This is a genomic window from Streptacidiphilus albus JL83, from assembly GCF_000744705.1.
GTDB lineage: Bacteria > Actinomycetota > Actinomycetes > Streptomycetales > Streptomycetaceae > Streptacidiphilus > Streptacidiphilus albus.
The window spans coordinates 2,152,249-2,164,535 of sequence record NZ_JQML01000001.1; the positions used below are offsets into that span (position 1 = coordinate 2,152,249).

Here is a 12,287-nt window from a genome sequence, read left to right on the forward strand (position 1 = left end):
CAGACTCGGACCATCAGACTCGGACCACCTCTGCGATCGGCATGTCGGCGGCGCGCTCGTAGCGCACCCGGGCTCCAGGGTAGGGGGCGTGGATGACCATCCCGTTGCCCGCGTACATCCCGACGTGGTGCCGGTCGCCGAAGAAGATCACCAGGTCGCCCGGCCGGGCCTGGCCGAACGGGATGCTGCGCCCGGCGAAGGCCTGGCCCTGCGAGGTGCGCGGCAGCGCCACCCCGGCGTGCCGCCAGGACCAGTACATCAGCCCCGAGCAGTCGAAGGCCCCGGGGCCGGTCGCCCCGTAGACGTAGGGCCGGCCGATGGCGCTGCGGGCCGCCGCCAGCGCGATCGCGGCGCCGCTGCTGGCCGGGCCCTGGTCGCCGGGCAGGGCCACCCCGGCGGCCTGCGCGGCCGCGGCCGCGGCCGAGTCCTCGGCCTGGGCGAGCTGGTCGCGCTCGCTGCCGCTGAGGGTGGACAGCAGCGCCTGGGCCCGGCCGAGCCGGTGCTGCACCTCGGCCTTGCTGCCGGCGATGAGCCGGCGGACCTGCTCCAGCCGGTTCAGCTCGGACAGCGCCACTCCCCGGTCCTCGGCCAGCTGCCGCTGCTCGTCGCGGACGTTCTGCAGCAGCGCCGCGAGCGAGCCGTCCGCCTGCTGCAGCGCGGTCGCGCGCTGCAGGTACTGCTCGGGGTCGGAGCTGAACATCAGGTCCATCAGCGGGTCGAGGCCGCCGCCCTGCCGGTACTCCGCGGCGGCGAGCGACCCCATGCTCTGGGTCAGGAGGTTGACGTCCTGCTGCTCGTCGGCGACGTGCTGCTCGATCAGCGCGACCTGTCGCTGCAGCGCGTGCTCCTGCTCGACCGCGCCGTCGTAGCGCTGGCCGGCCACCTCGGCCTGCCCGTAGAGCGCGTCGACCTGCTGCTTGACCCCGTCCGGCGTGGTCGGTGCGCCGGGGTCGGCGAGGGCGCTGCCACCGCCGGCCACCAGGGCGGCCGAGGCGGCGGCGAGGGTCACGGCGGTGCGGGAGAGTGATCCCACGCCGGAAAGCCGTCCCAGTGCTCGGGTACGTCGGTGGGACGCCACCTGGGCGAACTCCATTCGTCCGGTGCCCGGCCCGGGGGCGGGACGCCGGCTGCGTCCGCTCGGACCAGGCCGCCCCCGGTGCCGCCCGGGGAGGGCGGTCGACGCTGCGGAGGGCCGATCGCAGACGTTAGCGACTCGGACGTATCGCGTCCAAACCCCCCGCACTACGAAAATAAGTGCGAAATACGCTCATGGGGTTGAAATCGCACGTCGCACGGGGGTTGACGGGTGGTAACGCAACGGGCCCGACCCCTCGGGAGAGGTCGGGCCCGTACGGCCGTTTGGGTGTTCTGCCCGGCGGCGCTCCGCTCAGAAGTGGCGCATCGCGTAGATGGAGCCGACGGTGGCCAGTTCCTCGTAGCGGACGACCGCGCCGGGGTGCGGGGCGTGCAGCACGATGCCGTTGCCCGCGTACATGCCGACATGGGCATCGCCGTTGAAGAAGATCAGGTCGCCGACCTGCAGGTCGGCCACGCTGTTGACCGGCGTGCCCTCGTTGATCTGGCTGTAGGTGGTGCGGGTGATGTCCTCGCCGGCCTGGGCGTAGGCCCACATCATCAGGCCCGAGCAGTCGAACTCGTCCGGGCCGGTCGCGCCGAGGACGTACGGCTTTCCGATCCGGGTCTGCGCGGCGGCGAAGGCGCGGGCCTCCAGCGCGTCGCCGGGGGCCGAGCTGCCCAGGTCGGCGGTGGGGCCGTAGTCGGCGCCGCCCGGGGAGCCGACGGCACCGCTGCCGCCGCCACCGGTCACGGCCTGCTGCTGGGCCGCGGTGAGCGTGTTCAGCAGCGCCTGGGCCGCCGCCAGCTTCGCCTGCGCGGTCGCCTTGGCGGCGGCGAGGTCGTTGCTGACCGAGTCCAGGGCCGTGAGCTTGGCCTCGGCCTGGCTCTTCTCGGTGTCCAGGGTGGCCTGCTGGGCCTTGTACTGGGACAGCTCCGACGCCTGGCTGCTGTTCAGCTGGGCGAGCGTGGAGGCCTGGTCGAGGTAGTCCGTCGGGTCGGCGGCCAGCAGCAGCTGCATGGACGCGTCCACCGTCCCGCTGCGGTACTGGGCGGCGGCCACGGCGCCGAGGCTGGCGGACTTGGCGTTGAGGGCCGCCTGCTGCCGGGCCACCTGGTTCTGCAGCGTGGTCACCTGCGCCTGGAGCTCCTGCTGCTGCTGCTGGGCGCCGTCGTACTTCTGGATGGCGGTGTCGGCGGCGGTGTTCAGCTGGGCGATCTGGGCCTTGAGCGAGGCGGTGGTCGGCTGCGGCGCGGCCTGCGCCGACTGCGCGTTCGCGGTGATGGCGACGGCGGTGGCGGCAGCGGCGGTGAGCACGGTGACCCGGGTACGACTCGGATTCTTGGGACGACGATGGGACGCCACGAAGGCGAGCTCCTTCTTCCTACGTCCGCCTACCGGGTGAGCTGACGGGTTCGGGCTGGAAGATCGCCCTACAACGCCTCACCGGCAACCGCACCGGCCTGACGTCGATTCACCCCGAGGAACGAGTGGTTCCCCGGCTCCGAGTTGTCGACACTCCCCTGACGGGCGCACTGCGCACCCCTGCCACGCCTCGGACTCGGCGGGAACCGCCGCTGCCACCCGTGCTGGGCGGTCGACTGAGCGGTGGTTCGGAGATCGACCTTAGTGACCCAACCGTGATCCGTTCAAATCATTGTCAGCAAAAAGGCGACGGCCGACCGATCAACCGGCCGACACCTTACGCACCGAGGTCACTCTATGACCGAACGCCGACGACATGACGGCCAAAACGGTCAGATCACCATGACTGTCGTTATCTGTGTGCCATCTGTCACATGACGGGACGACAGTGGCTCCGCCCCGGGCGGGGAGCCCGGGGCGGAGCCACTGGTGGAACGGTTCGTCAGATCCCTCAGAACCGGCGGATCGCGACGATCTGGCCGAACCAGCTGATCGGCTGGACCGACACGTCGTAGCCGTACTCCGGGGCGTTGAGCAGCATGCCGTTGCCGGCGTAGAGGCCGACGTGGGCGCCGCTCTCCAGCACGATGATGTCGCCCACCTTGGCGTCGGCCAGCGAGGCGACCGGGCTGCCCTCGGTCTCGTCGGAGTAGGAGTAGTGCGGCAGCGTGATCCCGGCCTGGGCGTAGGCCCACATCACCAGGCCCGAGCAGTCGAACTCGTTCGGGCCGGAGCCCTGCCACGCGTACGGCGCGTTGCCGACCTTGCTCATGGCCGCCCGCATCGCGGTCGCCGCCGCGCTGGAGATGCCGTCCAGGCTGATGCCGCCCACGGAGCCGCTGCCGCCGTTGCCGCCGGCACTCGTGCCGCCACCGGCCGTCGTGCCGCCACCGGCCTTGGTGCCGCCGCCGCCCACGCCGGCGCTCGCCGCGACCTGGGCCCGCTCGGCCGCGGTGAGCGAGTCGAGCACGCTCTGCGCCGCCGCGAGCTTCGCCAGGGCGCTGGACTTCGCCTTCTGCATCTGCGCGAGCAGCGCCTGCTGCTGCTTGAGCTCGGCCGTGGCCTCGGCCTTCTCCCGGGCCAGGACGGTCTGCTGCGCCTTGACGCTGCCCAGCAGGTTGGCCTGGGTGGCGTCGAGCTCGCCCTGGGTGGACGCCTGGTCCAGGTAGTCCGTCGGGTCCGACGAGAGCATCAGCTGCATGGAGGGGTCGAACGCGCCGTCGCGGTACTGGGCCGCCGCCTGGGCGCCCAACTGCGCCAACTGCGCGTTGACCGCGGCCTGCTGGCGCGCTATCTCGTTCTGCAGCTGCGAGACCTTCTGCTGGATCGCCTGCTGCTCGCCCTGGGCCTGGTTGTACTGCTCGCCCTGGGTGGTGGCCGCCTGCCGGTCCGCCGCCACCTCGCTCCGGGCCTGGTCCAGGGTCAGCTTGGGCGCCGCCTGCGCTGCCGACTGCGCGGAGATCGCCACTGCGGTGGCGGCGGCGGCCGTGAGGACCACGGCCCGGGTACGGCTGGGCGCTTTGGGACGACGATGGGACGCCACGAAGGCGAGCTCCTTCTTCCTCGATCCGCCTACCGGGTGAGCTGACGGGTTCGGGCTGGAAGATCGCCCTACAACGCCTCACCGGCAACCACACCGGCCTGACGTCGATTCACCCCGAGGAACGAGTGGTTCCCCGGCTCCGAGTTGTCGGCACTCCCCTGACGGGTGCCCTGCGCACCCCTGCCACGCCTCGGACTCGGCGGGAACCCCGCCGCCACCCGAGGTGGGCGGTCGATTCAGCGGTGGTTCGGGAGTCGACACTAGTGACCCAACCGTGATCCGTTCAAATCATTGGAAGAAAGAAGTTCTTGATGACTCGTAGGGGTACCGACTCCCGTACGGTACGCAGTCGGAGTATGACCGTATGCCCACGACATCCGGACCAAAAAGGACGGAACGCCACAGCAGTCACAATCGCTGTGGCGCACGTCACACTGTGGGACGGAGGGGGAAGCGGCCGCCCGGACTCGACGGAGGGGTTCAGACCCGGCGGATGGCGACGATCCCGCCGAAGTCGCTGATCGGCATGATGGAGACGGTGTAGCCGTACTCGGGGGCGTTCACCACCATCCCGTTGCCGGCGTACATCCCGACGTGGGCGCCGTTCTCCAGCACCACGATGTCGCCGACCTGGATGTCGGAGAGCGAGACCGCACTGCCCACCGACTCGTCCGCGTAGGAGGAGTGCGGGAGCTGGATGCCGGCCTGGGCGTAGGACCACATCACCAGGCCCGAGCAGTCGAAGGAGTCGGGGCCGGCCGCGGCCCAGACGTAGGGGGCGACCCCGACCTTGCTCAGCGCCGCCCGCATGGCCGTGGCGGCGGCCGAGGAGATGCCGGAGAGGTCGACCTGGCTCGGCGACATGGTGCTGCCGTTGTGGGCGATGGTGCCGTAGCCGCCGCCCCCGCCGACCTGGTCCTGCTCGGCCGGGGTGAGCGCGTCCAGCACCGCCTGCGCCGACTTGAGCTTGCCCAGCGCGGTGGCCTTGGTGGACTGCATGGTGGACAGCAGCGCCTGCTGCTGCTGGAGCTCGGCCGTGGCCTCGGCCTTCTCCCGGGCCAGGATGGCCTCCGCCGCCGTGACATTGGACAGCAGGGCGGCCTGGGTGGAGTCGACCTCGCCCTGGGCCGAGGCCTGGTTCAGGTAGGCGCTCGGGTCCGAGGAGAGCATCAGCTGGACGGCGGGGTCCACCGCGCCGTCCCGGTACTGGGCCGCGGCCTCGCCGCCGAGCTGCGACAGCTCCTTGTTGATCGAGGCCTGCTGGGCGGCTATCTCGTTCTGCAGCAGCGTCACCTTCTGCTGGATCGCCTGCTGCTGGCTCTGCGCGTCGTCGTACTTCTGCGTCGCCACGTCCGCCGCCTGGCGGTCCGCCGCCACCTCGCTCTTCGCCTGGCTCAGCGTGAGCGTCGGTGCAGCCTGCGCCGCGGCCTGCGCCGAGAGCGCCACGGCCGTGGCCGCGGCCGCGGTGAGGACCGTCACGCGGGCACGGCTGGCTTGCTTGGGGCGGCGGTGTGAGGCCACGGAGGCTCGGTTCCCTTCCGGCAACCGTCGCTCGGCGACATGGCGCATCCCCCGATGCGGCGCCCAGGACGAGGACGGGAACCCCCGTGTCACCCGGCCGGGCGATCGTCAGGACAGAGGTTCGAGAGCAGAGACTAGTGAGACCGGCTCAATCTGTCGCCCTCGGGGCGAAAACAGTCTGCATATACGTCAAATGTCGGGATTGACCTATCAGGTGCGTACGAGTCGCCTGAGCAGCATCGACGAGGGCACCGGCCGGGCGCCCGCCTTCCGCACCCCGTCCGCCACCTCCCGGTCGGTGGAGACGACCACCACCGGGCGGCCCTCCGGCTCCGCCCTGACCAGTCGGCGGATCAGCTCGTCCGCCGTCTCCCCCGAGCGGCTGAACAGCACCCGCACCCCGCGCGGCGGGGCCATCGGCACCGGCGCGTCCAGGTCCTTGCCGTCGAAGACACAGGTCACCTCGGCCCCGCTGTGCGTCGCCAGCAGCGACAGGCCGTTCAGCAGCCGCGCCCGCTGCTTCTCCAGCGGCAGCGAGGGGTAGCCGGTCTTGGTCACGTTGTAGCCGTCGACCAGCAGGTGCACCAGCGGCAGCTGGAGCAGCTGGTCCAGCAGCGCCGGGTCGTCGGCGTCCAGCGCGCGCCGGGCGACGTCGTGCGGCGAGGCCGTGACCGGCCGTACCGCCTCCACCGACTCCGCCGGACGGCCCGAGAGCGGTGGCAGCCCCAGCTCCCGCTGGAGCCCCTGCGCCCCCTGCAGCACCACGTCCAGCAGCAGCCGCAGCCGCATGTCCTCGGCGCTGCGCCCCTCGCGGGAGGCCCGCTTGGCCGCCTCCAGTGCCGCCTCCGACTCGGCCAGCCGGTGCTTCAGCCGGCGCAGCTCACTGTCGGCCGAGCCGCGCTCGGTCGCCCCGGAGGAGCGCAGCGCGTCCAGCTCGGCCGTCACCTTGCGGGTGGCCGCCTCGGCCCGCTTGGTGTCCGCCTCCAGGCTGCGCAGCTTGCGGCGGAGCGCGTCGCCGTCCTTCTTCGCGGCCTCCAGGTCGATCCGGCTCCGCTCGGACTCGGCCCGGGTGGTCTCCCGCAGCGCCGACAGCTCCGCCTGCAGCTTCTCGATCAGCCGGGCGGACTCGGCGGCGGCGCCCTCGGACTCGGCCCGCTCGACCTCCTCGCCCGCGTCCGCGACCAGCTTGCTCCAGCCGGCCGGGCGCAGCAGGTAGGCCACGGCGGCGACGTCCTGGGGGTCGACCGCCGCCGGGACCAGGCCCGACTCCAGCGCGGTGACCAGGTCCGGCTGGCCGGTCCGGACCCGGTCCGCTATCCGCAGCCGGAACTGCGGCTCGGCCTCCAGCGCGGCGGCGATGGCGGTCGCCCCGCGCCGGGCCCGCTGGACCGGGGTGAACTTGGCGTACGGGCGCAGCCGGGCGGGCAGCTCGGCGGAGGGGACGGCGGCCAGCGCGTCGGCGGCGATGCCCACCACCCGCCGCCGCACGCCCTCCGGCAGCGGGCGGTCGAGCTGCTCCTCCGGCGGCGCGGCGGTCTCCGCCGCGGGCCCGGCGTCCGCAGTGGCCCCGGCGTCCGCTGTGGCCCCGGCATCCGCGCCGGGGCCGGCCGGCACGGCAGGGACCGGCGCCGCGCCGTCGGGCCCTCCCAGGCCCTCGGCGGCGTCCGCCCTGGCTCTCTCCACCACGTCCCGTACTCCGATCCGGTCGCCGGGCCGCACCGGCCCGTTGACCTATTCTCGCCCGTCCCGCCCCCCAGTCGTCACTCCGCCACTGCTCGAACCCGCTGTCCTACTCGGTCCGGGCCGCCTGCGCCGCCGCCTCGGCCTCGGCGCCGGGCCGGTCGACCAACTCGATCTGGTCCACCGCACTGCACCAGCGGCAGCGCACCGACTCGACGGTCTCGCTGAGCACCTCCTGCTCCTCGACCCGGGGCTCGCCGGCGAGGTCGAGGTGGACGAACTCGACCACCCGGGAGGAGCGGGTGACGTCGAAACGGGTCAGGTTGCCGCACAGGGTGCAGCGCCACCGGGTCCCCTCGGTGGGCAGGGGGACAGACATGGGGCGTCCTCTCGGTTCGCGGGGCGTCCGGAGCAGGCCGGACACGGCTACCCGAGCAACCCTAGGGCCTCCCCGTGACGGTGCGGCACCGTCCCCCACACGCCGCAGCCGACGGTGTCGTTTTTGTCCGGTCAAGGAATGCTTGGGACATGCTCCCCTTCTCCGGCGCACCCCCGCCCGCCCGCCCGTGGACCCTGCGCGCGACCGGCCTGCTGCGCACGGCGGCCACCGCCGGGACGGACGGACGGCTCCGCCGGCTGCCGCTGGTGACCTGTCTGCTGATCGCCGTCAACAGCGTGGTGTTCCTGATCGGGCCGGTCTCCGGGCTCGACCCGCTGTACGGGGAGGGCGCGCACCGCGCCGCCGCGATCGCGGCCTACTACCAGCACTGGGGAGTGGTCCCGCGCGAGCTGCTGGACAACCGGGCCGGGCCCGGGGAGTCCCTGGGCGTCCCGGCGCTCTCGGTGCTCAGCGCGATGTTCGTGCACGCCGGCTGGGTGCACCTGCTCGGCAACATGATCTTCCTGTACGTCTTCGGCACCCTGGTCGAGGCCAGGATGGGACGGCTCTCCTTCCTCCTCTTCTATGTCGCCGTCGGCTACCTGGCGACCTACGGCTACGCGCTGGTGGAGCAGCACGGCGCCAACGGCACGGTCAGCCTGGTGGGGGCCTCGGGGGCGATCGCCGGGGTGCTGGGCGCCTGCCTGCGGCTCTACCCGAGGGCGCGGGTGACCGTCGTGATCCCGCTGCTGCTGTTCCTGCCGCTGCGGTTCCCGGCCTGGCTGGTGCTGGTGCTGTGGTTCGCGATCCAGGCCCTCTCGGTGCGCAGCGCCGCCGCCGGGCAGCCCGACGTGGCGTACGTGGCGCACCTGATCGGCTTCACCGGGGGCTTCCTCTTCGCCTGGCTGCTCTACTGCCGACGGCGCGGCTACGCTGGGCCGTCCGCCCTTCCACCGTCCCTCCCACCGTCCCAGGAGACCCTCCAGTGATCACCGCGATCGTGCTCGTCAAGGCCAGTGTCGACCGGATCCCCGAGATCGCCGAGACCATCGCGGCGCTGGAGGGCGTCAGCGAGGTCTACTCCGTCACCGGCACCTACGACCTGGTGGCGATGGTCCGGGTGCGGGCGCACGAGGACCTGGCCGACGTGATCCCCGGCCTGCTGAACAAGGTGCCCGGCGTGGAGCAGACCGAGACCCACATCGCCTTCCGCACCTACTCGCGGCACGACCTGGACGCCGCCTTCGCCCTGGGGCTCGACGGCTGAGCAGGCCGGCCGCGAGGGCCGCGGGCGGTCAGACCCGGCGGGTGTCCGGGACGCAGCGCCCGCCCTCGGTCCGGTAGGCCCACTGCGCGCCCTGGGTGACCAGCTCGCGCACGGCGGCGACGAAGCGCTCCACGTGCTCGTCGGGGGTCCCCGCGCCGAAGCTCACCCGGATCGCGTTGAGGCTGCGCTCCCCCGGCAGCGAGGCCTCGGGGGCCCCGCACTCGGACGGGGCCGCCTCCTCGCCGCCGAGCAGGGTGCGCACCAGCGGGTGGGCGCAGAACAGTCCGTCGCGGACGCCGATGCCGTACTCGGCCGAGAGCGCGGCGGAGAAGTGCGAGCTGTTCCAGCCCTGGACCACGAAGGAGAGCACGCCGACGCGCGGGTGGGCGTCCCCGAACAGGGTGAGCACCCGCACCTCGGGGATGTCCGCGAGCCCCGCCCGCAGCCGGGCGATCAGCTGCTGTTCCCGGGCGACCAGCCGGTCGAAGCCGGCCTCGGTCAGCGCCCGGCAGGCGGAGGCGATGGAGTAGGCGCCGATGACGTTCGGCGATCCGGCCTCGTGCCGGGACGGGCCCTGGTGCCACTCGACCGCGACCGAGCCGTCCGCCTCGCGGGCGACGGTGCGGCTGGCGCCGCCGCCGGCCAGGTAGGGCTCGGCGGCGTCGAGCCAGTCGCTGCGGCCGGCCAGCACCCCCGCGCCGAAGGGCGCGTACAGCTTGTGGCCCGAGAAGGCGACCCAGTCGACGTCCAACTCCCGCACCGACACCGGGTGGTGGGGGGCGAGCTGGGCGGCGTCCAGGACGATCCGGGCACCGTGCCGGTGGGCGGTCGCGGCCAGCTCGCGGACCGGCCAGATCTCCCCGGTGACATTGGAGGCGCCGGTCACGCAGACCAGCGCGGGACCCGCCCCGGCCTCGGCACCGGCCTCGGCGAGGGCGGCGTCCAGGGCCGCCACCGCCTCCTCCGGCGAGCGCGGGGCGCGCAGGTAGCTGACGGTCAGCCCGTGCTTGCGCCAGGGCAGCAGCGAGGCGTGGTGCTCGGTCTCGAAGGCGAAGACCCGGGTGCCGGCCGGCAGCGCCCCGGCCAGCAGGTTGAGCGAGTCGGTGGTGGCCCGGGTGAAGACGACCTGGTCGTCGGCGCGCAGGTCGAGGAAGTCGGCGACGGTGGCCCGGCTCTGCTCGAACAGGTCGGTGGAGAGCTGGGAGAGGTAGCCGGCGCCGCGGTGCACGCTGCCGTAGTACGGGGCGTAGGCGGCGACGTCGTCCCAGACCCGCTGGAGGGCGGGGGCGCTGGCGGCGTAGTCGAGCGCGGCGTAGGTCACCTTCTCGCCGCTGACCAGCGGGACCTCGACGTCGCGGCCGAGCACGGCCAGCGGCGGACAGGCGACGGCGTCGGCAGCGGCGGTGGTGTTGGCTGCGGCACTGTTGAAAGAAAGCGGCGTCGACATGACGAGACCCCTCCAGGGCATCCAGTGGATCCCTGGCTACGCCGAAAAAGGGGGGATCCGCGCTTGCCCTGCGACGGGTCGTCGTAGGGCCCGGTCGTCACCTGGGAGCACCCCGCCACGGAAGGAGGGTTGCCGGACAGCTAGCCAGGGCCGGTGCGGTTCTGCGAACCGCGTGCTGTCACTCGTGACCTGTCCGTCAGTATGCCACGGGGTCCACCCCTCGGGTGAACCCCTGTCCGGCATCCGAGACCGCGCCGCTGCCCCTCAGCCGTGGGTGACGGCGGACCAGCGGGCCAGCACCTGCTCCGCCGCGCCGGTGTCGATGGACTCCGCGGTGCGCTTCATCGCCGCGGCCAGCTGCTCGGCCAGCGGGGCGTCGGTCTGGTCCAGGGCGACCAGCGCCGAGGCCGAGTTGAGCAGCACCGCGTCGCGCACCGGCCCCCGCTCCCCGGCCAGCACCCGGCGGGCGACCCCGGCGTTGTACTCGGCGTCCGCGCCGCGCAGCGCCTCGATCGGGGCGTACTCGACGCCGACCTCGCGCGGGTCGAAGACGGTCCGGTGGACCTCGCCGCCGCGCACCTGCCAGACGGTGGAGGTGCCGGTGACGGTCAGCTCGTCGAGACCGTCGTCGCCCCGGAAGACCAGGGCCGAGGAGCCGCGCCCGGCGAGCACCCCGGCGATCAGGCCGGCCATCCGGGTGTCGAAGCAGCCGACGGCGTTGGCGCCGACCCGGGCCGGGTTGGTCAGCGGCCCCAGCAGGTTGAAGGCGGTGGGCACGCCCAGGGCGACCCGGGTGGAGCCGGCGTGCCGCATCGAGGGGTGGAAGACCGGCGCCGGACAGTAGGTGATACCGGCCTCGGCGGCGACCTCGGCGATCCGCTGCGCCGTCAGCCCGAGATTGACGCCGAGCTTCTCCAGCACGTCGGTGGCGCCGCTGGCCGAGGAGGCGGCGCGGTTGCCGTGCTTGACGACCAGCGCGCCGGCCCCGGCCGCGACGATCGCCGACATGGTGGAGATGTTGACGGTCTTGGCCCGGTCGCCGCCGGTGCCGACGATGTCGACCGCGCGGCCGGGCACCTCGATCACGGTGGCGTGCGCGTACATGGACTCGACCAGGCCGGAGATCTCCTCGACGGTCTCGCCCTTGGCGCGCAGGCCCACCAGGAAGGCGGCGATCTGCGCGTCCCCGGCCTCGCCGCTCATGATCCGGTCCATCGCCCAGGCGGTGTCGCCGGACGACAGGTCGGTGCCGGAGATCAGCGCGCCGAGGACCTCCGGCCACGAGCGAGCCTGCACGGGGTTGTCGCCGCCGTTCGCAGGATGCACGTTCGCCATGGCCGTGGCCTCTCAGTCGTAATATTTGGAGGGCCCCAGCTTAGCGACTGCAAAGTGCGGCACAGCGGAGCCGCCCAGAGGGCGAGATCCGCGGTCCACCCGCCGGACTCAGCCGACCAGCCGCGCCCGCTCCGCCCGGAGCAGGGTGCTCGCGGTCTCGGCCAGGGCGACCGGGTCCACCGGCGCCGCGATCGCCGCGTCGGCCCGGCTCCAGACGGCGAGCCAGGAGTCCTGCGGACGGCCGATCAGGACCAGCACCGGCGGGCAGCCGTAGATCTCGTCCTTGAGCTGGCGGCAGAGGCCCATCCCGCCGACCGGGGTCGCCTCGCCGTCCAGCACCACCAGGTCCAGCCGGGCGCTGCCCTTGGCGTGCGCGTCCAGCGCCTTGACCACGGCCGGGGAGGTGGCGCACTCCAAGTACTGGACCTCGGGCAGGTCGGCGGCCGGCCGCCGGCCGAGCGCGAGCCTGACCTGTTCGCGCGTGCTGCGGTCGTCGCTGTAGACAAGAACGTTCAGTGCCATCGTCCGCATCCCCCTGGGGTGTGATCGGGACCACTTCGGCGTCTGCGCGGATGCTACTCCGGTATCTGACGCCTCAACAGCAGGCCGCGGGCC

General features: G+C 73.0%; 11 protein-coding genes and 3 riboswitches. Of the genes, 2 read left to right on the forward strand and 9 right to left on the reverse strand.

Translation table 11 applies throughout. The annotated features are described in order from the left end of the window. Nucleotides 1-13 precede the first annotated feature (13 nt). The 6 genes from BS75_RS09330 to BS75_RS09355 all read right to left on the reverse strand — a co-directional run bounded on the left by BS75_RS09330 (nucleotide 14) and on the right by BS75_RS09355 (nucleotide 7,623). The gene (locus tag BS75_RS09330) at nucleotides 14-1,033 is read right to left on the reverse strand and encodes a C40 family peptidase (protein ID WP_152646057.1); all 1,020 of its coding nucleotides are present in this window, start codon (nucleotides 1,031-1,033) and stop codon (nucleotides 14-16) included. Nucleotides 1,034-1,387: 354 nt separating this feature from the next. Further along, complete coding sequence (locus BS75_RS09335) at nucleotides 1,388-2,440, reverse strand: C40 family peptidase (RefSeq protein ID WP_034087878.1); 1,053 nt, start codon at nucleotides 2,438-2,440, stop codon at nucleotides 1,388-1,390. Nucleotides 2,441-2,450: 10 nt separating this feature from the next. After that, nucleotides 2,451-2,618: riboswitch (cyclic di-AMP (ydaO/yuaA leader) on the reverse strand. Nucleotides 2,619-2,951: 333 nt separating this feature from the next. After that, nucleotides 2,952-4,043, reverse strand: coding sequence for a C40 family peptidase (locus BS75_RS09340; RefSeq protein WP_034087879.1), 1,092 nt, complete (start codon nucleotides 4,041-4,043; stop codon nucleotides 2,952-2,954). A 10-nt stretch (nucleotides 4,044-4,053) separates the two neighbouring features. Beyond that, nucleotides 4,054-4,206: riboswitch (cyclic di-AMP (ydaO/yuaA leader) on the reverse strand. Nucleotides 4,207-4,523: 317 nt separating this feature from the next. After that, complete coding sequence (locus BS75_RS09345) at nucleotides 4,524-5,522, reverse strand: C40 family peptidase (RefSeq protein WP_052069301.1); 999 nt, start codon at nucleotides 5,520-5,522, stop codon at nucleotides 4,524-4,526. A gap of 252 nt (nucleotides 5,523-5,774) precedes the next feature. Further along, on the reverse strand, nucleotides 5,775-7,250 hold the full coding sequence (locus tag BS75_RS09350) for an NYN domain-containing protein (protein WP_081982208.1): 1,476 nt from the start codon (nucleotides 7,248-7,250) through the stop codon (nucleotides 5,775-5,777). A gap of 103 nt (nucleotides 7,251-7,353) precedes the next feature. Beyond that, complete coding sequence (locus BS75_RS09355; protein ID WP_034087880.1) at nucleotides 7,354-7,623, reverse strand: hypothetical protein; 270 nt, start codon at nucleotides 7,621-7,623, stop codon at nucleotides 7,354-7,356. A gap of 149 nt (nucleotides 7,624-7,772) precedes the next feature. Between BS75_RS09355 and BS75_RS09360 the strand changes: the two genes are divergently transcribed. Both BS75_RS09360 and BS75_RS09365 read left to right on the forward strand, forming a co-directional pair. Next, nucleotides 7,773-8,612 (forward strand): rhomboid family intramembrane serine protease, encoded by an 840-nt coding sequence (locus BS75_RS09360; RefSeq protein ID WP_063771542.1) that lies wholly within the window; start codon nucleotides 7,773-7,775, stop codon nucleotides 8,610-8,612. Then, nucleotides 8,609-8,890, forward strand: a complete 282-nt coding sequence (locus tag BS75_RS09365) for an Lrp/AsnC family transcriptional regulator (protein WP_034087881.1) — start codon at nucleotides 8,609-8,611, stop codon at nucleotides 8,888-8,890. Before BS75_RS09360 ends, BS75_RS09365 begins: the two co-directional genes overlap by 4 nt. Nucleotides 8,891-8,918: 28 nt before the next feature. On the opposite strand, the gene BS75_RS09370 is transcribed toward BS75_RS09365, so the two are convergent. From BS75_RS09370 to BS75_RS09380, 3 genes are all read right to left on the reverse strand, one after another. Then, nucleotides 8,919-10,337 (reverse strand): aminotransferase class V-fold PLP-dependent enzyme, encoded by a 1,419-nt coding sequence (locus BS75_RS09370; protein WP_034087882.1) that lies wholly within the window; start codon nucleotides 10,335-10,337, stop codon nucleotides 8,919-8,921. Between the two features lie 54 nt (nucleotides 10,338-10,391). After that, a riboswitch (SAM riboswitch) is annotated at nucleotides 10,392-10,527 on the reverse strand. Between the two features lie 74 nt (nucleotides 10,528-10,601). Next, nucleotides 10,602-11,672, reverse strand: coding sequence for an anthranilate phosphoribosyltransferase (gene trpD, locus BS75_RS09375; RefSeq protein ID WP_034087883.1), 1,071 nt, complete (start codon nucleotides 11,670-11,672; stop codon nucleotides 10,602-10,604). A 108-nt stretch (nucleotides 11,673-11,780) separates the two neighbouring features. Then, nucleotides 11,781-12,203 carry a DNA-binding transcriptional response regulator gene (locus tag BS75_RS09380; RefSeq protein ID WP_034087884.1) on the reverse strand — a complete coding sequence of 141 codons (423 nt, stop codon included), beginning with the start codon at nucleotides 12,201-12,203 and terminating at the stop codon, nucleotides 11,781-11,783. Between the last annotated feature and the right edge of the window lie 84 nt (nucleotides 12,204-12,287).

Coding starts and splice junctions, on each gene's coding strand:
- trpD (WP_034087883.1), bottom strand. CDS start 11,672: ATGGCGAACGTGCATCCTGCGAACGGCGGCGACAACCCCGTGCAGGCT.
- BS75_RS09370 (WP_034087882.1), bottom strand. CDS start 10,337: ATGTCGACGCCGCTTTCTTTCAACAGTGCCGCAGCCAACACCACCGCC.
- BS75_RS09380 (WP_034087884.1), bottom strand. CDS start 12,203: ATGCGGACGATGGCACTGAACGTTCTTGTCTACAGCGACGACCGCAGC.
- BS75_RS09355 (WP_034087880.1), bottom strand. CDS start 7,623: ATGTCTGTCCCCCTGCCCACCGAGGGGACCCGGTGGCGCTGCACCCTG.
- BS75_RS09360 (WP_063771542.1), top strand. CDS start 7,773: ATGCTCCCCTTCTCCGGCGCACCCCCGCCCGCCCGCCCGTGGACCCTG.